The sequence below is a fragment of the Variovorax sp. P1_G12 genome (assembly GCF_056405555.1).
The window spans coordinates 22,818-43,605 of record NZ_JBFUBW010000043.1 but is presented as its reverse complement, the minus strand read 5'-3'; the positions used below and the strand labels follow the sequence as shown (position 1 = coordinate 43,605).

Sequence of the window (20,788 nt, the reverse complement as noted above, 5' to 3'; positions counted from 1 at the left end):
ACTTGAAAAGGCTTTCAATACCAGTTGCGATGCTGCGGATATTCCGAGGATATTGAACACGCTTCATGCCAATTCATCATCTTTCGCATCAGGACTGGCAGAATCACGTCCCAAGGGAGTCGCAGTACTTTCAACCTCAAAGAAGAGAAAGCAAGCAATGGCACAAACCTACAAGCAGATCCAGAAGCAGATCGAACAGTTGCAAAAGCAGGCGGATGCCCTGCGCAACTCCGAGGTCCAGGGCGTCATCGAGCGCATCAAGGTCGCGATCGCGCACTACGGCCTGACGGCTGCGCACCTTGGTCTCGGTCCCGGCGCAGGATCTTCCAAGTCCGCGGGCAAGCGCCCGGCCAAGGCATCGGCGCAGTTCAGCGATGGTGCAGGCAACAACTGGTCGGGCCGCGGTCCGCGTCCCCGCTGGTTGCGCGACGCACTCGCCGCAGGTCGCTCCATCGACGAGTTCCGCTCGACTTCCGGTTCCAAGTCGAGTCTCGCTTCCTCCATGGAAAAGGCGCAGTCGCACGCGTCGACCAGCAAATCGACGGAGAAGAAGGCCAAGCGCGCGCCCTCGAAGATCAACTACAGCGACGACGCGGGAAATTCGTGGACCGGCCGCGGCCCGAAGCCCGGGTGGCTGAAGGCGGCGCTCGACAGCGGCAAGACCTTGCAGGATTTCGCGAAGCAAGCCTGAGAACGCCGCGCCATTCCGCTCCCGACCGCGTTCGGAAAGCTCGCCGCGGTCCGTTGCTAATTCTGGTCTTGCGCCCCTACTGCGTCGACTGCAGGCGAGCGCGCTTCTTCGCCTCGAACTGGGTGGCTGTCGCGCGCACCAGATCGGCGGGCCCGCGCAGGGTCACCTCGGACCAGCCTTCGGGCAGCCGGTAGCTCTCGACGGCTTCCTGCACCAGCTTGCGAATGGCGTAGATGCGCTGGTGAATGACCCCGTATTCAGTGGCGAGCTTTTTCGGGGTTTCATTCTCGATGAACAGCCGCCGCGCGATCTCCAGCGTGCGGGCGTCGAAACGGCGCTCGCGCGCCACGCGCTCCAGCAGCGGGGCGTCAACGACAGTCATGGTCCGCAGGCAAGGTCATGAAAAGGCTCATCAAACCCAAGAATAACCAATAGAGCATCAGCATTCCCACCGAGAACGCCAGCATGCCCCAGCGCGGGAAGCGCGGATCGCCGATCAGGAATCCGAACACCAGCGTCACGAGGAATCCAAGATACGCGATCGGCACCAGCGTCGCGCGCAGCACCGGCTCGACGAGCACCAGCAAGGCGCAGCAGGCGATCCGAACTGCCTGCAGCGCGACAACACACAAACCGACCAGGAGCCTCAGCATGAGCGGCTGCATCGCAGCCCGGGATTTGGGCGCGCGGTGAGCCGCATGGGTCTCGTCCAGGGCGTGATTCATTGGCTACTCCTCGGTGGCCCAGCACAGGGGCCGCAACTCTGCGAGTCGCACCAGCGTGCGGCTGCCATCCCCGAAGCGCACCTCGCCCACATCCTTGTCGTGGGCCTTCAGGCGCAACGAGCCTCGCCGCCCACCGTGCTCCACCACCAACACGGTCCGACCTGCACCGGCGACGCGTGCCGAACGCGCCGACGCATCCCCGCCGGCGTGTCCGGCGGCGTCGGTCTGAGGAGCGCCCACACCCGAGAGCAACGCGTCCACGTTGGCCCGGCTGATCGGACCCGCGCCCGCCAGCACCGAGGAGGTCTCCACCGGGCGTTCCTTCATGGCGCCCGCGAGTCGATACAGCACCCGCAAATCGGCGCCGAGTCGTCCCTGATCGAAGGCCTCACGCACCCGTGCCGGCGCATCGATCAAGGCGGCGGCCTCGGTGATGAAGGAGCGCGGCTTCCCGAGGCGCCGGGCAATCTCCGCTCTCGCCTGCCCTTCCTGCTCGCGTTCGGCGATGAAGTGCGCCAGGTCGAAGGGTGACATGTCCTCGCGGTGCAGGTTCTCCGCCGCCTGCGCGTAGGGGTCTTGGCGTTCGTCCAGGAAGGCCGGAACACGGTCCAGGCCCGCCATGCGGCAGGCGCGCAGCCGCCGCTCGCCGCGATTGACGACATAGCGACCGGGAATCTCGGCATGAGATCGCACAGAGATCGGCTCCAACACGCCGTGCAGGCGGATCGACTGAGCCAGTTCCGCGATCGAGATCTCGCTGATCGTGCGCCGCGGCTGGGCGACATCGAAGTCGATCTGCAGGACCTCGAGCTGAAGGGGCTTGCCTGCGACTGCGTTGGGGGAGCGATCGACCTCCGCCAGCAACGAGCTGGCCTTGAACTGGGCCAAGGCGCTGAGGTCGAGGGAATCGACGCTGTTCATTCTCGGCCCTCCTGCACTGTCAGCGGCACATCGGCCCCGTCGATGCGCTGCTTGAGAAGATCGAACACCGCCGAGACCTCGGCCGCCGCATCGCGCGCCGAACTCTTGGCCAGGCGCCACAGCGGCACCCCCGCAGCGAGCGCCTCGGGGATGGCCGAACGCGTGGAGATCTTGGCCGGAACCACGAACTCGCTGTAGTGCGCCACCAGGTCGTGCAGCGCAGCTCTCTGGCGCACAGAGTGCGGGTTGAAGCGGTTGGCCACGAGCCCGGCCAGGCGCAGCCCGGGGTTGTAGCGCCGCTGCACGCCGAAGATCGTCTTGAGCATGTCGGTGACTCCGTCGATGCTGTATTCCTCGAGCTCGATGGGACATGCCACGTGCGTCGCCGCGATCAGCGCGGCGCTCATGCGCAGGCCGAGCGACGGTGGCGTGTCGATCACAACGACGTCGAAGTCTCCACTGAGCGTCGCGACCTGCCGACGGAAGGCGGGAAGGATGATTTCGGGTTTGGCGAGCTCGAGGTCTGCGAGCCGCTTCGTGCCTGCGAAGAGCGTGAGGGAAGCTGCCGTCGCCGCCATCGGTCGGATCCCGTGCGTCTCGAAGAGTTCGGCCGCCTCGCGCCCGCTGCCGAACCGCGCCAAAGACTTCGAGGCGTTGGCCTGCGTATCGAGATCGATCACGCCCACGCGCAGTCGGTGTCGTTCGGCGAGCCACTGCGCCAGCAGGACACTCAACGTCGACTTGCCGACGCCGCCTTTCTGATTCGTCAGGACCAACACACGCATTTGCGGCTCCTTCACGGCATTTGAGAACCTTCGACCGACAATTGCGAAACTTCCTGTTTCCGCTCTTGCTGCGATACAGCACGCGGCCCGTTGAGTGACGCATCTCGAGGGCCTACGATCAACGCATCGCCTCGCTCGTCGCGTCGTCTCGCGCGACTTCTCAGAGCGGCCCTCGATCACTGTTCGCCAGTGACCGCAGCGTAGTCCCAAACAAATCGCTCGTCTACATGTGCTATCGCTAACCATAGCAAAATAAATTATCAATCCGTCTTGACTGTGACCTTTGCGTTGTGGTGAAGTGCGCCCATGGAAGCAGGGTCTCGTCAACGCATGGGTGCGGTGTTGAAAGCCTGGGCAGCGCCTTCGGCCGTGGGCTGCGTCGCGCTCCTGCTTCTGCTCGGCGCCGGGCCGGCACCCGCGGAGCCGGTCGTTCCCGATACGCGTCCCGCCGTCACAGCGATCGAGCAAACGGCACGCGACGATGAGCGCCTGCGCATCCTGCGCGATGAACTGCGTCAATCCCTGCAAGCCGTCGAGGCGATGGCCAAGCGCCGGGCCGAGCGCCTGGCCGCCAGCGACACCGTCGGGGCCGACCAAGCGCAAGCTCAACGCGCCCGCCTGCTCCAGGACATCGAGGCGCTGAAGCGCGAAATCGAGTCTGCACAGTCCCATGCCGGGCTGCCCGGCCCGCCGGCATCGAACGCCGCCAAGCTCCCCGCCGCGGAAGCCAAGCCGGCGACCATCAAGCACGTCCCGCCTGCCGCTCGCTGGTGGGACGTCTACGCCCGGGCCACGCCCGCCCGCGCCAAGCCCGTGTCCCTCGCCACCCCATCGGGCGCCGACGCCACGCGCCACGCCACCACCCGCCGTCTGGAGTAGAGCACCATGCCCCGCTGCCGTCTCGATCACAATCCTGCGCCATCCCGAGAAAACAAGGAAAGCCATGGCAACGATGCGTCGCGACACGCCGGGGAACACGGAGCTCCAGCCGCCACCCGCCCGCAACGAGCTGACCGCGCTCGAGCTGGTCGACTTCCTGCACCGGCGGGCGGTCAACGAACTCATCGTCGTGGAGGGGGAGCCCGGGCGCTACCACCTGCAGGCGCGCATCTCCTGGCGCCCCGGCCGCTCGACGGTGATGGGGTCGCGCGGACCGCGGACCTACCGCAACCTGAACACGCTGGTCACCCACCTGAAAACCCTGGAGATCGGCAGCACGCTGGTCCGGCTCGAACTCCTGGTCTGAACCGGAACGACAGCCGGCCGCGAACCCGACTCTCGGCGAAGCTTTTGCTGTGGGCTGCGCTCGCAGCACTTTTGCCCGAGGTCGCGGCCGCCGGCAGCCCGTTCGCCACGGGGGCCAACGCCACGCAGAGCCAGCTGGTCGCGATCCTGACGCCGCTGGCCGCAGTGGCGGTGATGGTGTCCGGCGTGATGGCCTGGTTCGGCCGCATCAGCTGGTGGTGGATGGTCGGCGTCGTGCTGGGCACGGTGCTGGTGTTCGGCGGGCCGCAGATCGTCTCGTGGATCCGCGGGATGTTCGGCGTCTGAAGCGAATGGGCATGGACCGCAATCAGGGCATCGTGGCCGACACCCTCTTCGTCGGCATGACGCGCCCGTCGATGGTGTGGGGCGTCACCTACTCCGCGATGATGGTCAACGTCGTGATCACGACCGAGTCCTTCATCGTGACGAAGAACCTGGCCTGGCTATTGGCCTTCCTCCCGATCCATGGCGTGCTCTACCTGGTCTGCCTCTACGAGCCCCAATTCTTCGACCTGCTGCAGCTCTGGGGCCGCACGCGCCTGCCGGCGCTGCTCGGTGGCAACCTGCGGCACTGGCGTGCCAACTCCTACAGCCCTCTGACACTGGACCTGCCGGATGCGCGCGGACGCCGGCGTCAGCCCCCGGCGCACGTCCTCCTTCCCGGGAGGCCGTCATGACGCTGGGCCTGCAGAAGGAGCGCCTCCTGCGCCGCGAAGCGGGTGCCGCCGGCATGATCCCCCTGGTCGCCCATGTCGATGCGCACGTGGCGCGCACGCGCGCCGGCGACTACGTCCAGACCTTGCGCCTGGCCGGCACCAGTTTCGAGAGCGCGGACGACGAGGACATCAACAACTGGCACGAACGCCTGAACGTGCTCTGGCGCAACATCGCCTCGCCCAACCTGGCGCTCTGGAGCCATGTCATCCGGCGTCGCGACGGCGCTTGGCCGCGGGGTCGCACCGTCCCCGGCTTCGCGCGGGAGGTCGAGGAGCGCTACCGGCACCAGATGGCGGCGGAGCGCCTGATGGTCAACGAGCTCTACGTCTCGCTCGTCTTCCGTCCCCAGCCGACGCGCATCGGCAACGTCGCGCTGCGCCTCCTCAAGAAGGCCGATCCGGACGGCGCGCGCGCGGAGATGCGTGACTCGCTGGACGAATGCGCCAAGAAGCGCCAGGAGCTGCTCGCGGCGCTGGAGCGCTACGACCCCGAGGCCTTGGGTGTCTACCGCCGCGACGGCAGCGACGTGCTCTTCTCGAGCCTCATGGAGTTCCATGGCCTCCTGCTCAACGGGGAATGGCAGCGCATGCCCTTGCCGCGGGCACCGCTCAACGAGGTCCTGGCCACGAGCCGGCCTTTCTTCGGCAACGAGGCGATGGAGTACCGGACCGGCACCCAGACCCGGGTCGGCGCCTTCCTCGGAATCAAGGAGTATCCGACCCCCAGCGCGCCCGGCATGTTCAGCGCGCTACTGACCGCGCCGTTCCCGTTCGTGCTCACCCAGAGCTTCACTTTCCTCGGCAAGGGGACGGCCACCGACATGATGAGCCGCCAGCACCACCGGATGGCCGCTGCCGGCGACATGGCGGTTTCGCAGGCCGAGGAACTGAAGGATGCGCTCGACGACCTCATGAGCAACCGATTCGTCGTGGGCGACCACCACTTCACGCTTCACGTGCTGGCCGATGCCGTCGACGGCACGGGCGATCCCCACGGCTTGCCTCGCCTCAAGCAACTCAACGACAACGTCGCCCGGGCGCGCTACCTCCTCGGAGATACCGGGATGGTCGTGGCCCGCGAAGACCTCGCGCTCGAGGCCGCGTTCTGGGCGCAGCTGCCCGGCAACTTCGCCTATCGGACGCGCAAGGCGCCGATCACGAGCCGCAATTTCGCAGGCATGTCGCCGTTTCACAATTTCCCGACCGGGAGGCCGACAGGCAATTACTGGGGCGACGCGCTCGCCATGTTCGTGACCCGCGCGGGCTCGCCGTTCTACTTCTCGTTGCATGCGAGCGATCCCCGCCGAGCCGATGGCGGCAGTCGCCGCGACGTGGGGCATGTGACGGGCGTCGGGCCCGTGGGGACCGGCAAGACCACCCTGCTCGGCTTCTGCATGGTCGCCATCTGCAACCGGCTCGACGCCACGCAGGTGATCTTCGACAAGGACGAGGGGCTGCACATCCTGGTCCGGGCGCTGGGCGGCCGCTACCTGCCGCTCAAGAACGGCGTCCCGACCGGCTGCAACCCTCTGCAGCTCGACGACAGGGTGGCCGACAACCTGGATTTCATGCGGCAATGGCTGCGCCGGCTGGTCCTGCGCAGCCCGGCCGACACGCTCACCGTGCGGCAGGAGGAGGACCTCGACCAGGCGCTTCGAGGCACGCTGCGCCTGGACATGCCCTATCGCCGGCTGTCACGCCTGGCGGCGTTCCTCGACGTGACGGACCCCGAAGGCGTGCATGCCCGCCTGCGGCCCTGGTGCGCGGCCGAGCACGGCGACTATGCGTGGGTCTTCGACAACCCGATTGACGATATAGCGCCGATCCTCGACCAGCACGCACTCGTGGGTTTCGACGTCACGGATTTCCTCGATCACGACATCGTCCGGGCCCCGCTCACGATGTATCTCTTCCATCTGGTGAACCGCATGGTCGACGGCCGCCCCCTGGTCTGCTGGATGGACGAATTCGCCAAGCTGCTGAACGACCCTGCTTTTGCCAGGTTCGCGAAAAACGGCCTCGAGACCTGGCGCAAGAAGAACGCCAACATCGCCACCTTCACTCAGAGCACCAGCCACGTCCTGGGTTCATCGATCGCCCGCGCCATCGTGGAGCAGACCCCGACCAAGATCCTGTTCCCGAACCCCGAGGCGGAGTACGCGGAATACACCCAGGGCTTCAATCTCACGGACCGGGAATTCGCCTTGATCAAGCAGGAACTCGAGCCGGGCTCCCGGCAGTTTCTGATCAAGCAGAACCATGTCAGCGTGGTCGCCCAGCTGGACCTCCAGGGGTTCGACGACGCCTTGCAAGTCATCTCCGGACGCACGGCCAATGTGCGCCTGATGCGCGAGGTCATCGAGCAGCACGGTCCGGAGCCAGCGCAATGGCTGCCACAGTTTCGAGCCGCGCTCTCCCGCGACCCCACCCACAGCCAGATCGCATCCACAGCGAAGGAGCACCACCATGCGTAGACAACTCATTGGCCTCATCCTCGCGGTCGCCGCGGCCGCGATGCCTTGGCAGGCCAGGGCCGGTATCCCGGTCATCGACATGGCCGCCGTTGCCAACCTGATCCAGCAGCTCGGCGCCTGGCAACAGCAACTTTCGGGCATGCAGCGCCAGTACGAGCAGTTGACTCAATCCAACGCTCAGCTCCAGCAGACCTACAGCGCCATGACCGGTGCGCGTGGCATGGAGCAGCTGCTACCTACCGCTGACATCGCTCGAAACTACCTGCCGTCCAGCTACGGCGAACTGATGAACACGGTCAACGCGACCTCGGGCGGGTACGCGGGCCTGTCGGGACAGATCCAGTCAATCATGCGTGCCAACAGCATCCTCTCGAGCTCGCAGATGAGCGCGCTGAGTCCGGAGATGCGGCAGGTCGTCGAGCAAGGCCGCCAGGCTTCCGCCATGTTCAGCGCCATGAGCCAGGGGGCCTACCAGAACACCAGCCAGCGCTTCTCCGCGTTGCAACAGCTGGTCGATCGGATAGGGACTGCGAGAGATCCCAAGGCGATCCAGGATCTGCAGGCGCGAATACAGGCGGAGCAGAGCATGTTGACGAACGAACAGACGAAGTTGGAGAGCCTCTACCAAGTTGCACAGTCTGAGGAACTCGCGCGGCGGCAGCGGAACCGCGAACGCTCTGTATCTGACGTCGGATCGTTCAAATCACTGGCGATCGTCGACTACTAGTCGCGGAGAAATCTCAATGTCCAAACTCCTATGGCCTCTGACCGTCACCGTCACCATTCTTGTTGCGGCGGGAGGTACTTACTACATCGTCCAGCAGTGGGCAGAGCCTCCTATTTCGACTCCACCGACCACCGTCGATCCGCCTACAGAGAGCAAGGCTGCCTCCCGCGACGAGGACCTTCGTCGAAAGAAGTTGGAAGGCATCGGGAACACCCGAGACTTAAAACCCGTTCCGATCCCCCTGGGCAATGCAAAGTAGTGAGGCCGCTGTGGGATTTTTCGCTCAATTCTTCGCTTGGCTGAACATACAAGTCGCTGACTATGTCAGTACGAACACGATTCGCGTGGCCGCCGCAATAGAGCCCGCAGCCGTCACCCTGGCCACGATCTACGTGATGATGTGGGGCTTCCTATGCCTGACAGGTCGGGTACAAGAACCCATCTGGGAAGGCATCAGGCGAATCGTGGTGATTGGCCTCATCCTTGGCTTCGGCCTTCGACTGTGGAGCTACCACGAGATCATCACGAACACCTTCTTCACAGCGCCTGATCAGTTGGCCGCGGCAGTCATAGGCGCACCATCGATTGTCGGAGTGATTGATCAAGTCTGGCTAGACGGAACCGCGATTGCCGAACATCTGCTCAAGAAAGGAAGCGTCCTAGACAGCGACTTCGCCTTCTATGCAGCGGGGTTCCTCGTTTATCTGCTTGTCGGTTTGTCCGTCGTGGTGACAGCCTTCATGTTGGCCCTATCCAAGGTTGCCATCGCCGTCCTTCTTGCTCTCGGTCCGGTGTTCATCGTCATGCTCTTCTTTGATGCAACTAAGCGATTCTTTGAATCGTGGGTTGCGCAGCTCGCAAACTATGCGTTCATCGGAATCCTGACGCTCTTCACCTCCGCCCTCTTGCTGTCGGTGCTACGCGCCTATGCGTCAAATGCCGCTACGTCGGGAACTGGCATCACCATTGCGGAAAGTGCGAGAGTTTGCCTAGCGGCAGCCCTTGTGTTCTTGGTCATGAGGCAGGTAATGCCGATCGCTTCAGGGCTCGCAAGCGGTGTTGCTCTCAGCACCTATGGCACCGTAAGTGGCGTGATCGGCTGGGGCATGGGCGGTGCCCGTCGCTCCACCTACGAGTTCGGCCGCGGCGTACTCGACGGACTCCGCCGCGACCCTGGCAGCAAATGGGACTCACTGCGCCGGTTGGCCGGCAATCGCCTCGGCGCAGGCGTCTCAAACACATGGGATCGGATCGGCGGTTCCAGGCGTGGCGGCACGGTAGTGCCTCGGGAGCAGGTGATGCCCAATCCGAACACCCTGCGCTAGAGAAGTGGAGGACAAGATGAGGCTGGTCCCTCTGATTCTCTCGATCATCACGCTGCTCTCGTCATGCGGAACGCGGCCCCCGTTGCCGCCCGAGTGCGAAGGAGACTTGAGCCCGATCAACGCCCAGGCCGATGCATCCATGCGAGGAGCGATTCATGAATCGCGGGCCAACCCTTGATCGATACCTGCAGGAGGCCCAGAGCTGGGAGATCGATCGCGCACGTCGCGCGGCTCGATCCTCAAAGCTGGCGTGGACCGTCGCGGCCATTGCCTCCGTCATCGCATTGCTGGCCGTCGCCGCGGTTGCCGGTCTCACGCCCCTGAAGCAGCCGATACCCGTCGTCATTCGCGTCGACAGCAGCAGCGGCATCGTCGATGTGGTTCCGCCCTACGAGGGCACCACGGACATCGAGCAGGTCGTGACCCGCAACCTTCTGTCGAACCATGTGATCGCCCGCGAGCGGTACTTCTACGGAACGGCCGAGGCCGACTACGAACTGGTCGCTGCACAGAACTCCCCGCGTCTGAATCAGGAATGGGCCGCGCTCTGGAACACCAACAACCCGCTCTCACCCCTCAATCTCTTCAAGGACGGAACGACCGTTCGCACGCAGATCCGCTCGGTGACCTTCCTCAAGCTCGAGAGCGGCCGGGACAAGCTCGCCCAGGTCCGCTTCAGTCGCTTCACCCGCCCGGGAGCTACGGGGGAAGAGCAGGCCAGCCACTGGGTATCGACCATCGAGTTCGCCTACACGCAGCCCTCCAAGGACGACAAGATCCGGTCACTCAATCCGCTGGGTTTTCGCGTCGTGGAGTATCGGCGCGAGCCGGAGGTGGCGACGGGCGTGCTTCCCGGCGGCAAGGGAGACACGCGATGAGCCGGGCCCTGACGACCCTCTTCATCGGCGCCTTGACGGCGATGGCGGTCCTTTCGCCAAACGTCGAGGCTGGCACGGTACCACCGGCGGGTACCGTCGATGCGCGCATTCGCGTCGTTGCCTACAACCCGGACGACGTGGTCGAGTTACAAGGCTACGTGGGATTCCAAATCCACATGCAGTGGGCCGAGGGAGAGGAGTTCGTGAACCTCGGGTCCGGCGACAACGGCGCCTTCGACGTGGGCGCCGAGCGCAATCACTTCTTCATCAAGCCGAAGGAGGCCCATGCGACAACGAACCTGACGGTGCTCACCAATCGCCGTGCCTACCACTTCGACTATGTCGTCTCGGCGACCGCACCCACGGGCAAGGCGGCACGTCGCATGGTCTATTCCATCCGTTTCACCTATCCGGAAGAAGACGCCCGGGCCGCGGCCGCCGAGCGCGAGCGGCTCTTGACAGAGGCTCGCATGAAGAATGAAGTCGCCGAGCGCCCGCGCAACAGCGACTACTGGTTCTGCGGCAGCACCACCCTCAAGCCGATGAGCGCCTACGACGACGGCGTGCAGACCCGGCTTCGCTTCCAGACGCGGTCCGAGTTCCCCGCCATGTTCGTCCAGAACGACGACGGCTCCGAATCGCTGCTCAATTTCAACATCGAGGACGACGAGGTCGTGATCCACCGGATCGCTCGACGCTTCGTGCTCCGACGCGGCAAGCTGGTCGGTTGCGTGGTGAACCAGTCGTTTGCCGGCGGCGGAGCGCTCAGCCGCTCGAACACCACCGTGCCCGGCGTAGCGCGCACCACGCCAGGAGCCGCGCCATGAACGGGAAGGATCGCCTCCAACGCAAGCCGGATGACCTCGGCAACCGCGATCGCCAGCCGCAAGACCAGCCACCGACCGTCGACCAAGACACCGGGGAGATCCTGTCCGGTCACGGCGAGCAAGGGGGATCCGACGAATCCTCGCCCGGGAATGCGCAGGCCCACACGGTGCAGGGCGAGCGCGCCATCCCCTCGGTGAACCGTGAGCGCTCGATCCAGTCGCGCGTGAGCAGCAGCCTTGCACTGGGCACCATCGTCCTTCTCGGGGCCGGCTTCCTGTTCTGGTACTACAACACCCAGTATTCCCGCACCAAGGACGCCGAGGAATCCACCCGAAAGGCAGCCGCAGCTCGCGCGGCCGGCGAAATGAAGGTGCCGCCGCTGGGCCGCATCGATCCCCCGATCGCCCGGTCGGCGACGAAGGCCGGCACGCCATCGCCGGCGTTGCCACCTCCGCCTCCGCCTGCCACCTCGAGCAGTGGCGGTCCGCCGGACAAGACCCCCGAGCAGTTGGCGCTCGAGCGCCAGCTTGGCATCCCGGTCCTTCGCCGCGCGCAGACGACCTCCGCAACTGGAGCGGCCAACACGCCCGCAGCTGGAGCCTTCGCCGCTGCGCCGCAGATGCCGGGGATCTCGCCAATGGCCACGGCACCGGGCATGACCCCCGGAATGGCCCAGCTGCTCGGTTCCCTCCAGGCGCCGACAACCTCTCCGTCTGGAGGCGGTGGAACCCTGGCGGCGATGCTGAAGCCGACCCCGACGCCGGCCGTGACCGCGCAGCTGCTGCCGACCCGCCGCATGCTACTCCCCAAGGGCGCGTTCATCGATTGCACGCTCGAGACCGCGATCGATTCCACCTACGAAGGCATGACGACCTGCATCGGCGCCAGCGACATCTATGGCGCCGACGGCAAGGTGGTGCTGCTGGAGCGCGGAACGAAGTTCGTCGGCGAGCAGCGCGGCGAGCCTCGCCAGGGACAGGGGCGTGTCTTCGTGGTGTGGAACGAGGCGCGCACGCCCACGGGCGTCGTCGTTCAGCTTGCGTCCCCCGGCACGGACGAGCTCGGACGCAACGGCCTGCCCGGCTTTGTCGATACCCACTTCTGGCAGCGCTTCGGCGCCGCGATCCTCTTGTCCGTGATCGACGGCACCATGCAGGCGATCGTCGCCAATCAGCAGAGCGGCACCAACGTCGGCAGTGGCGGCGGCGTGGTGCTCGGCCCGCAGGGCAGCCGCGACGTGATCGCCGAGGTGCTTCGCAACACCATGTCGATTCCGCCGACTGTGATCAAGAACCAGGGCGAGCGCATCCAGATCCTAGTTGCGCGCGATGTCGATTTCAGGGCCGTCTATGCACTCCGCAGCGATCCAGACCGCCCCTGACACGGTCCTTCCCGAGATCGCCACTCCCGCTTTCTCGAGGCGTGCGGGCCGGGGTGAGCCTGTCCACGACGAGCCGTCGTCACTGGCACTCTTCCTCGGACCGTTGTGCGCCCTCCTCGACAATGCGGAAGTCACCGAGATCTGCATCAACCAACCCGGCAGCGCCTTCGTCGAGCGCCAGACCGGATGGACCCGCGAGCCGCTGCCCTTCGCGACCTTCGATTGGTGCATGTCGATCGCCAAGCTGGTGGCCAATTTCACGCGTCAGCGCATTTCGGCGAGCGAGCCGCTGCTGTCGGCCACTCTCCCCGGCGGCGAGCGCATCCAGATCGTGCTGCCGCCAGCTACCGAAGACCACACCGTCTCGATCACGATCCGACGCCCGTCGAACGTGCTTTGGAGCCTGGAGGAGCTCGACGGGCTGGGCATGTTCGAGTCGACTCGAAGCGTCCCGGTTGCCTGTTGTCCCGTCGCAACCGGCACGGTTCCCTCGCCGGAAGATCGCGAGCTCATGCAACTGCTGGGCGAGCGGCAGATCGTCCGCTTCCTGCGCCGCGCCGTGCAGCTGCGCAGGAACATCCTGCTGTCCGGTGCCACTGGATCCGGCAAGACGACACTGAGCAAGGCACTGATCCTTGAGGTGCCGCCGGAGGAGCGCCTGGTCACGATCGAGGACGTCAAGGAGCTGTCGCTGCGCAATCAGCCGAATCACGTCCGGCTGTTCTATTCGCAGGGTGCCCAGGGGCAGGCGGCCATCACGCCGGGGCAACTCCTCGCGAGCGCCAAGCGGCAGCGGCCCGACCGCATCTTCGTTTCGGAACTGCGCACCGGCGACGAGGTGTACGACTACCTGGTGTCCGTCAACACCGGCCACCCGGGCTCGATCACGAGCGTACATGCGGACAGCGCCCAGATGGCCTTCGTGGCGCTCGCGCAGCTCATGAAGCGCAGCGACGCGGGTCAGGGCATGAGCACCCGCGAGGGGGTCGAACTGGCGCAGCTGAGCATCGATGTGGTGGTGCAGTGCGCGCGCGACCGCCAGCGGCGCATGGTGACGGAGATCTGGCATGACCCTGAAACCAAGCTCAGAGGCCTTGCGTAGCCCGTTGAAAGTGACGGTCGCGCTGCTGTGCGCGGCGGTGGTCGGCCTGTACCTGGCCGGCTACTTCTTCCTGATGGCCGTGAAGCTGCCGCCCCATCAGGCCACGCCGCTGACCGCCTGGCGCTACTGGCAGGGCTACGGCGAACGGCCCGACATCCGGCGCGCGCTGATCATGGCGTTGGCCGGTGGCCAGGGGCTTGCGTTCGGTGTGGTCGGCTTCGCGATGCTGTCGCGCCGCCGACCCCTGCATGGCGACGCACGGTTCGCGACGAAGCGGGAGATCGCGAGAGCCGGACTGCTCGGCGAGCACGGCATCATCCTCGGGCGCCTCGGCAACCGCTACCTGGTGCTGCCGGGCCAGCAGGGTGTCGAACTGGAGGCGCCACCGCGCAGCGGCAAGGGCGTCGGCCTGGTGATCCCCAACCTGCTGAACTGGCCGGGTTCCACCATCGTCAGTGACATCAAGGGCGAAAACTTCATGCGTACGGCCGGCTACCGCGCGGCGCATGGCCAGGAGGTGCATTTGTTCGATCCGTTGTCGGAGCGCGAACGATCCGCGCGCTGGAATCCGTTGGGCTACGTCTCGAGCGTGCCCTACCGCTGCATCGACGACCTGCAGCGCATCGGCACGATGCTCTTTCCGGACCCGCACGCAGGCGACCCGTTCTGGACCTCCTCCGCACGCTCGCTGTTTCTCGGGATCGCGCTGTACCTGTTCGAGACCGAGGGCGCGACCCGCACCCTGGGGGAGGTTTTGCGCCAGGGCATGGCGAGCGACGACGAAGGCTTCCAGAAGCACTGGAAGCGCGTGATCGATGCCTGCGAACGTGCCGGCTACCCGCTTTCCCAGGAAACGGTGCAGAGCCTCTACGACGTCATCGACCTGGCGCCGACCACCGCCTCGAGCATCCGCAAGACCTTCACGAGCCGGCTCGACCTCTGGCTCAACCCGATGATCGACGCGGCGACGTCTGCCAATGACTTCGACCTGCGCGAACTGCGCAAGCGCCCGATCTCGATCTACGTCCAGATCAACCCGGACAACATCGCGCGACTGCAGCCACTCCTGAACCTCTTCTTCCAGCAGGCGATCGGCCTGCAGACGCGCGAGCTCCCGGAAAACAACCCGGCGCTCAAACTCCAGCTGCTGCTCATGCTGGACGAGTTCCCGGCGCTCGGGCGCATTCCGGTGATCGCCGAGTCCACCGCCTTCCTGCCGGGCTACAACGTGCGCACCGTGATCATCGTGCAGTCGAACTCGCAGCTGATCGAGAAGTATGGGATCGAAGGGGCGAAATCGATCCGCAAGATGCTGGCCGCGCGCATCGTCTTTCCGCCGAAGGAGTTCGACGATGCCGAGGCGGTGTCGCGCGAACTCGGCACCTGCACGGTCCGGCAGAAGAACATCAGCCGCCCCATGTGGGGCGGCGCCGGCAAGTCGCCGACCGTGAGCATCAGCGAGCAGCCGCGGCGGCTCCTGCTGCCGCAGGAGGTCAAGGAGCTGGGGACGAACCGGATGATCCTCTTCTACGAGGGCCTTCGCCCAGTGCTCGCGCACCGCGTCTACTATTTTCGCGACCGCTTCTTCGCCAAGCGGGAACGCCCGCCGCCCGAAGTGCCCCTGCTCGACATCGCGAGCGTCACGCGACTGCGGATGGCGCCAGGCCCCCGCCCCCCTCGCCCTGCCCACCCAGGCGCCCACGACGCTGCCAAGGAGGTTCCCGACATGCAAGTCGATCCGACACGCCTCGAAGACCTGGACCTCGAGGATTTCTCCCTGGATTTCGACGATGTCGAGATCCCGAAGGGACCGATGACCGACGCCGAGATCAAGGCCGCAGCCGACAGCTTCATCTCGAAGCTGCTCGACTGACGACGGCCGCAGGAGACCCCCATGGCCCACGATCCGACTGATCCCACCCCTCCGGCAAACTCCAGCCACCACGTCGTCGGCGATCCGGACGGCGGGGCTGGCATGGTGGACGAGCAGCCCCCGCGGCCCGGCGCCGCATCGAACCGCGTCGTGCCGGACGCCGTGGTCCGGCGCTTCCTGCGCATCGACGACCGTTATTTCTTTCCCGATCGCACGCTGGCTTTCGTTGACCAAGGCACGCGGCTCAAGGTGCGCACGCACAACCTCGAGGTGATCCATAGCGTGGTGGCGATCATGCAGGCGCGAGGCTGGCAGGTGGTTCAGCTGAAGGGCACCGAGGCGTTCCGGCGCGCGGTGTGGCGCGAAGCGAGCTTGCTGGACATCGAGGTGCGGGGCTACGCGCCGACGGATCTCGAAAGCCAGCAGTTGCAGCGGGCCCGGGACCGCAGGCCGCCAGGGACAGACGGCGCGGAACGAGGCGGGGAACGAATCACCGAACGCGGCCCAACCGCGACCGAACGGTCCCCTTCCGGACTGCAAGCGCGCGAGATCCGCTCGACGCCCGACGGGCTTCGCCCGCCGGTCACCGGCGAGCTGCTCGCCCACGCAGCGGCGCCTTACCACTTCGATCCGAGTGAGCGCATGTCGTACTACGCGCGCGTGCGGACCCCGGCCGGCGAACGCACGTTCTGGGGCGCGGACCTCGAACGCGCCTTGGCCGAATCCCGTTCGGGTGTACGGGTTGGCGACCAAGTGAGCCTGCGGCAGCAGGGCGGCCGATCCGTGACGGTCCGGGTCGCGCGGCGCAATGAGGCCGGTGAGTTGGTCGGTGAGACAAGGAAGGCCGCGCAGCGCATGGGCTGGACGGTCGAGAAGACGGACTACGTCAGAGCCCTCAGCCGAAAGGCCGAAGTCGTGCGCCAGGGCCAGATGGCCGCGAGTGCCGTGCTGGCCCAGTATCCGGACCTCGCAGGCGCCATGCTGGGCCTGAGACTGGCGCGGCAGTTTGCGCGCCGGCTGACGCAGCGCCCCGACGATCAGCGAAGGGTGGTCGAGGCGATCCGTCACAGCCTCGCCGACGCCGTGGAGCGAGGCGAACGCATCGGCATGCCGCCACCGCGCACGCTGCATGCCCCGGTGCAAGCGCGCGGCCGCACGCCCCCCCGCAGGGACGAACCCGAGCCCACACGCGAATGAAGCGACGCAACCCTGTGGATGACCATGACCGACCACTCGTCCCCTTCGCGCCGTCGACATGTCGCCAGCCGGCTGCTCACTCTGGCAGCGGCCCTTGCGATCGGCAGCGGCCTGCCGCTGGCATCGGCGGAGCGGACGCCATCCCTGCAGATCGAGGCCTTCGCAGCATTCACACCGGGACAGGCGCTCCCCCTGGTGCTCGACACGATCAGCGGCGCGCGATCATCGATCTTCGTAGCTGCCTACGCCTTCACGAGCCGACCGGTCGCTGTCGCACTGCGCGACGCCGCGCGCGCGGGCGTGAAGGTGGTCGTCATCGTGGACGCTGGCGAGGCGACCAAGGACTATTCGGCCGCGCGGTTTCTGGCCAACGAGCGTGTGCCCGTCCGCCTCAATGCGCGCTACGCGCTCCAGCACAACAAGTTCATGGTGGTCGATGGCGCCACCGTGCAGACCGGAAGCTTCAACTACACCGCCTCGGCCGCCAGGCGCAACGCCGAGATCGTGCTGGTGCTTCGGAACGCGCCCGCTATCGCGGCGCAGTACACGACCGAATGGCAGCGTCTCTGGCACGAGGGCACGGACCTGCCCCCGGCCTACTGACCTGAACCTGGCATGCGCGTGACGGTCCGATCATGCTGACCCGCAGCACATCGACCCGCGCGCACCCCCACAAGGCACGCTTCGTGGTCGCCGACGGCAGTCTGGAAGGCCTGAAGTGGCTCGCGCTCATCCTGATGGTGCTCGACCACGTCAACAAGTATCTGTGGGACCAGCGCCTCGTCTTCCTGTTTGACCTCGGCCGGATGGTCATGCCCTTGTTCGGCTTCGTGCTGATGTACAACCTCGCGCGCCCTGGCGCCTGGGCGGCGGGAGTGCACCGCAGAGTGATGTGGCGGCTTCTCGCCTTCGGCGCAGTGGCGACGCCTGCCTACGTGGCGCTTGTCGGCGGGTGGCCGCTGAACATTCTCTGGACGCTGCTCGCGGCAACCGCCCTCGTGGCGCTGCGCGAGGGCGGGGGCCGGACCCGCACGGCGTTGGCAATCGGCTTGTTCATCCTCGCGGGGGCGGTGGTCGAGTTCTGGTGGTTCGGATTGCTGAGCTGCATCGGCGCCTGGGCCTTCTGCCGGCGGCCGACGGCGTTGCGGTTTGCTCTTTGGGCGGCCGCGATCGCATCGCTGGGGGTGGTGAACCGCAACCTCGCGGCGCTCGCCGGCCTGCCGCTCATCTGGGCGGCCGCGCAGGTGGCCCTTCCCGTGAGGCGCTGCCGGTGGCTCTTCTATGCCTTCTACCCCGCCCACCTGAGCGTCATCTGGCTCGTCAAGCAGCTGGCCTGAGCCTCGCTGCCCGTGGTCCGGCCCACGTCAGGGCCGAAAAAGCGCCGAGCCCCCGGGGTACGCCTCCCGCGGCCTGCTATAACTCGCGTCGCCATGGAAAGCCCGATCATCCGATTCCGAATCGACCGCGCGATCGCGAAGGAAGCGTATCGGATGGCGGCCGAGGTCGGCATGGAATTGCCGGACGTGATGCGCATGATGCTGACCAAGGCGGTCCGCCTGCGCAGCTTCTCGATCGACCAGGATCGGGACGCGCCCTCTCGATCTGCGGCAATCCCGCCCGTGGAGGACTACGAACCGCGCTACTGGGACCCGCTGAATGCCTCGCTGGACGCGGAGTTGGCGTTGGCCTTGCTGCACCGGACGATCGCCGATCTGACGACGTCGCTCGACGAAGGTCTGGCCCTGGCAGTTCCCGACGTCCGGCGACTCGAGCGAATACGCGACGAACGCGACGCCGCCTGCAAGCTGCTCGCCGATTTCGACCCGATGAGCGCCACCGACGTCGCACGGATTCTGGCGAGGTACGGTCCTCCTGCCCATCCCACCGTTTCGGGGGCCGCCGAATGACGCGAACGGGCCATCTTTCCGCGTCCGAGCGAGACCGTCTTTACGAGCGCAGGGTCCGACCCGACMTGTTCGCGGGCATCCCCGCGTCCCCCCAGCCGGTCGCGATGTTCGTCGCCGGGCAACCTGGGGCCGGCGTATCGGTGGCCGCAGCCCTGCTGCGGCGCGAGTTGCTCAAGACCGCAGGCCCGGCCATCCATCTCTCGATCGAGCGTCTGACGGCCTACCACCCGGCCAGCCATGCAGACAGCGCCGTCGATTTCCCTGCCATCCAGCCCAACATCGTGCATTGGTTGGGTCGCGCCGTCGAGGACGCGAGAGCGCAGCGCTTGCACATGGTCATCGAGGACGAGCTGGAGGATGCGAGGTCGATTCCGAGGCTGGCGGCCGCGTTGCGCAAGGCCGCGTACGCGGTGCAGGCCGTATTCGTCAGCACCCATCCCGACCTGAGTCGCATCGCGTTGATGGCGCGCTACGACCGGTGGCGATCCCGCGGCTTGCCGGCGCCTTTCATTTCAGCCGCGGCGCACGACGCGGCGCTCGCCAACGTCCGCCATGTGATGGGGCATCTGGAGGATCGCCGGGCCGTGGATGGCCTGCGCATCATCGATCCCCGGGGCGCCCAGTTCTACGAGAACCGATTGACGCAAGGCGAATGGCTTCGCACCACGCGTGCCCAGGTCACGCTGGACGCAGAGCGTGATCGCACGCCGGCGCCGAGGGAACTCGTGCAGACCGCCATGCGGTGGGAGACCTTGGTGCGGCGCCTGGTCCAGGACCCCGTAGTGCCTCGCGACGTGGCGAGCGAGGTGCTGCGATGGCGCGATGCGGCAGTGGCGCGATGCGAAGCAGTTCCTGCGGCCGCCCAGATGCTGCAATGGGCGCGCGAGGGCGCCGCCTTCCGGGCCATGGAACGCAACGAGTTCGTGAAGGAATTTCCCCACCATGCACGGGCCGTGCAATCCCTGGGCCTGGCGATGCTCGAGTCTGAAAAATACCAGGACTACGAGGCGACGCGCCTGGTGCTCCATGCCCGGGAGAACATCGCCCAGCGCATTGAACGCGGCGACATGGCGCGGATCGCGGCGAAAGAAAAGCCGACGGATCCCCCTACGCGCTAGCTGAACCCAAGGCCGCCTCGAGGGGCTCTCCACGCCTTGCCACCAACGCATCCATCAGCGACATGTCGGGTATTTATCGAGACGACGACGGCCCGGCGGGCACTGTGGCGATTCGCATCGCGATCGAAGATGTCGGCGGAGCCAAACAATCTTGCCGTTGGGTGTCGGTTGCAGCGCCATGCCCCGGATCTCCACCATCTCGCGATCTTCGCCGGATCCAAGTCATGCGCCCCTGCACGAAGGGATCAATGTTTGAAACCCGATTCTCGCTGCGCGCGAATTGCCAATATGAAGACCGTCTCAACCTCGGCCAAGTAGCGATACAACGCGACATAGCCTCTAGCACCCCTGCCGATGACCAATTCCCGTTTTCCGTCTTTCACCGGTCTGCCGATTTGAGGACTATGCGCAAGCACTTGGATGGCCTCGATGATTTCCTCGATCCGCTTAGCGATGTCCACCGCGTCGAACTGCGCCATGTGATCCAAGAAGCGATCAAGGTCGTCAAGAACTTCGGGAGCAAGCTCGATTCGAGCCATGACTCGATCAGCGCGAAGGCTGTCGCGCTGACGGCCGGCGCGCTTTCTTGCCGCTAGCGCGGGCCTGCAAATATTCCTTCGCATCCGTCCAGGCCACCGATTTTCCAGTCCGCTTCAAAGCAACCCACCGCTCGTCGGCAATCCGATGCAACTCGTCGTCCGTCTCGATGCGCTCCACCGTCTCGGATAGCGCATCCAGAATAAAGGCATGTGACGACTTTCCGGCTCGCTCGGCAGCCGCCGCGATGCGAGCTTTCAGGGCATCTTCCATTCGGATCGTGGTCGTAGACATGGGCAACTTTCCTGGACCTTCTGAGCGAACCCCAATGTAGCAC

General features: G+C 65.9%; 25 protein-coding genes. 19 read left to right on the top strand and 6 right to left on the bottom strand.

Annotated features, from left to right (window positions below; translation table 11 throughout):
- The first annotated feature begins 52 nt into the window (after window positions 1-52).
- Window positions 53-691, top strand: coding sequence for an H-NS family nucleoid-associated regulatory protein (locus AC1D2O_RS33075; protein ID WP_478158579.1), 639 nt, complete (start codon window positions 53-55; stop codon window positions 689-691).
- A 76-nt stretch (window positions 692-767) separates the two neighbouring features.
- On the opposite strand, the gene AC1D2O_RS33070 is transcribed toward AC1D2O_RS33075, so the two are convergent.
- Genes AC1D2O_RS33070 through AC1D2O_RS33055 form a run of 4 tightly spaced genes read right to left on the bottom strand, consistent with a single transcriptional unit; the run spans window position 768 to window position 3,122 of the window.
- Window positions 768-1,073 carry a TrfB-related DNA-binding protein gene (locus tag AC1D2O_RS33070; RefSeq protein WP_478158578.1) on the bottom strand — a complete coding sequence of 102 codons (306 nt, stop codon included), beginning with the start codon at window positions 1,071-1,073 and terminating at the stop codon, window positions 768-770.
- On the bottom strand, window positions 1,060-1,416 hold the full coding sequence (locus tag AC1D2O_RS33065) for a hypothetical protein (RefSeq protein WP_478158577.1): 357 nt from the start codon (window positions 1,414-1,416) through the stop codon (window positions 1,060-1,062). Before AC1D2O_RS33065 ends, AC1D2O_RS33070 begins: the two co-directional genes overlap by 14 nt.
- A 3-nt stretch (window positions 1,417-1,419) precedes the next feature.
- Window positions 1,420-2,337 carry a ParB/RepB/Spo0J family partition protein gene (locus tag AC1D2O_RS33060; protein ID WP_478158576.1) on the bottom strand — a complete coding sequence of 306 codons (918 nt, stop codon included), beginning with the start codon at window positions 2,335-2,337 and terminating at the stop codon, window positions 1,420-1,422.
- Window positions 2,334-3,122, bottom strand: a complete 789-nt coding sequence (locus tag AC1D2O_RS33055; protein WP_478092465.1) for a ParA family protein — start codon at window positions 3,120-3,122, stop codon at window positions 2,334-2,336. Before AC1D2O_RS33055 ends, AC1D2O_RS33060 begins: the two co-directional genes overlap by 4 nt.
- A gap of 306 nt (window positions 3,123-3,428) precedes the next feature.
- On the opposite strand from AC1D2O_RS33055, the gene AC1D2O_RS33050 reads away from it, so the two are divergent.
- From AC1D2O_RS33050 to AC1D2O_RS32965, 18 genes are all read left to right on the top strand, one after another.
- A complete protein-coding gene (locus AC1D2O_RS33050) occupies window positions 3,429-4,001 on the top strand; it encodes a hypothetical protein (protein ID WP_478092463.1) in 573 nt (190 codons plus the stop codon).
- 64 nt (window positions 4,002-4,065) lie between these two features.
- Window positions 4,066-4,368, top strand: a complete 303-nt coding sequence (locus AC1D2O_RS33045; protein WP_478092461.1) for a hypothetical protein — start codon at window positions 4,066-4,068, stop codon at window positions 4,366-4,368.
- A 44-nt stretch (window positions 4,369-4,412) separates the two neighbouring features.
- On the top strand, window positions 4,413-4,673 hold the full coding sequence (locus tag AC1D2O_RS33040; protein ID WP_478092459.1) for a TrbC/VirB2 family protein: 261 nt from the start codon (window positions 4,413-4,415) through the stop codon (window positions 4,671-4,673).
- 11 nt (window positions 4,674-4,684) lie between these two features.
- Complete coding sequence (locus tag AC1D2O_RS33035; protein ID WP_478092458.1) at window positions 4,685-5,065, top strand: VirB3 family type IV secretion system protein; 381 nt, start codon at window positions 4,685-4,687, stop codon at window positions 5,063-5,065.
- Complete coding sequence (locus AC1D2O_RS33030; protein ID WP_478092456.1) at window positions 5,062-7,578, top strand: VirB4 family type IV secretion/conjugal transfer ATPase; 2,517 nt, start codon at window positions 5,062-5,064, stop codon at window positions 7,576-7,578. The genes AC1D2O_RS33035 and AC1D2O_RS33030 overlap by 4 nt, the downstream gene beginning before the upstream one ends.
- Window positions 7,571-8,305 (top strand): P-type DNA transfer protein VirB5, encoded by a 735-nt coding sequence (gene virB5, locus AC1D2O_RS33025; protein WP_478092454.1) that lies wholly within the window; start codon window positions 7,571-7,573, stop codon window positions 8,303-8,305. Before AC1D2O_RS33030 ends, virB5 begins: the two co-directional genes overlap by 8 nt.
- 16 nt (window positions 8,306-8,321) lie before the next feature.
- Window positions 8,322-8,564, top strand: a complete 243-nt coding sequence (locus tag AC1D2O_RS33020; RefSeq protein WP_478158575.1) for a hypothetical protein — start codon at window positions 8,322-8,324, stop codon at window positions 8,562-8,564.
- Window positions 8,565-8,574: 10 nt separating this feature from the next.
- Window positions 8,575-9,630, top strand: coding sequence for a TrbL/VirB6 family protein (locus tag AC1D2O_RS33015; protein WP_478088498.1), 1,056 nt, complete (start codon window positions 8,575-8,577; stop codon window positions 9,628-9,630).
- A gap of 155 nt (window positions 9,631-9,785) precedes the next feature.
- Window positions 9,786-10,508: a VirB8 family type IV secretion system protein gene (locus AC1D2O_RS33010; protein ID WP_478088496.1), complete on the top strand. Its 723-nt coding sequence runs from the start codon at window positions 9,786-9,788 to the stop codon at window positions 10,506-10,508.
- Complete coding sequence (locus tag AC1D2O_RS33005; RefSeq protein WP_478088494.1) at window positions 10,505-11,335, top strand: TrbG/VirB9 family P-type conjugative transfer protein; 831 nt, start codon at window positions 10,505-10,507, stop codon at window positions 11,333-11,335. Before AC1D2O_RS33010 ends, AC1D2O_RS33005 begins: the two co-directional genes overlap by 4 nt.
- The gene (gene virB10 / locus AC1D2O_RS33000) at window positions 11,332-12,717 is read left to right on the top strand and encodes a type IV secretion system protein VirB10 (RefSeq protein WP_478158574.1); all 1,386 of its coding nucleotides are present in this window, start codon (window positions 11,332-11,334) and stop codon (window positions 12,715-12,717) included. Before AC1D2O_RS33005 ends, virB10 begins: the two co-directional genes overlap by 4 nt.
- Window positions 12,686-13,819, top strand: coding sequence for a P-type DNA transfer ATPase VirB11 (gene virB11, locus AC1D2O_RS32995; protein WP_478158573.1), 1,134 nt, complete (start codon window positions 12,686-12,688; stop codon window positions 13,817-13,819). Before virB10 ends, virB11 begins: the two co-directional genes overlap by 32 nt.
- Window positions 13,785-15,692 (top strand): type IV secretory system conjugative DNA transfer family protein, encoded by a 1,908-nt coding sequence (locus tag AC1D2O_RS32990; RefSeq protein ID WP_478158572.1) that lies wholly within the window; start codon window positions 13,785-13,787, stop codon window positions 15,690-15,692. Before virB11 ends, AC1D2O_RS32990 begins: the two co-directional genes overlap by 35 nt.
- A gap of 21 nt (window positions 15,693-15,713) precedes the next feature.
- Window positions 15,714-16,889, top strand: coding sequence for an LPD7 domain-containing protein (locus tag AC1D2O_RS32985; RefSeq protein WP_478158571.1), 1,176 nt, complete (start codon window positions 15,714-15,716; stop codon window positions 16,887-16,889).
- Window positions 16,890-16,913: 24 nt separating this feature from the next.
- Entirely contained in the window at window positions 16,914-17,492 is a 579-nt protein-coding gene (locus AC1D2O_RS32980) for a phospholipase D family nuclease (RefSeq protein ID WP_478088486.1), read from the top strand.
- 32 nt (window positions 17,493-17,524) lie between these two features.
- Complete coding sequence (locus AC1D2O_RS32975; protein WP_478088484.1) at window positions 17,525-18,226, top strand: TraX family protein; 702 nt, start codon at window positions 17,525-17,527, stop codon at window positions 18,224-18,226.
- Between the two features lie 93 nt (window positions 18,227-18,319).
- Entirely contained in the window at window positions 18,320-18,796 is a 477-nt protein-coding gene (locus AC1D2O_RS32970) for a hypothetical protein (RefSeq protein WP_478158570.1), read from the top strand.
- Entirely contained in the window at window positions 18,793-19,914 is a 1,122-nt protein-coding gene (locus tag AC1D2O_RS32965; RefSeq protein WP_478158569.1) for a zeta toxin family protein, read from the top strand. The genes AC1D2O_RS32970 and AC1D2O_RS32965 overlap by 4 nt, the downstream gene beginning before the upstream one ends.
- 245 nt (window positions 19,915-20,159) lie before the next feature.
- Here AC1D2O_RS32965 and AC1D2O_RS32960 read toward each other — a convergent pair whose 3' ends face one another.
- Both AC1D2O_RS32960 and AC1D2O_RS32955 read right to left on the bottom strand, forming a co-directional pair.
- Window positions 20,160-20,453: a type II toxin-antitoxin system RelE/ParE family toxin gene (locus AC1D2O_RS32960; protein ID WP_478088479.1), complete on the bottom strand. Its 294-nt coding sequence runs from the start codon at window positions 20,451-20,453 to the stop codon at window positions 20,160-20,162.
- A 7-nt stretch (window positions 20,454-20,460) separates the two neighbouring features.
- Window positions 20,461-20,745, bottom strand: a complete 285-nt coding sequence (locus AC1D2O_RS32955; protein ID WP_478088477.1) for a ribbon-helix-helix protein, CopG family — start codon at window positions 20,743-20,745, stop codon at window positions 20,461-20,463.
- Between the last annotated feature and the right edge of the window lie 43 nt (window positions 20,746-20,788).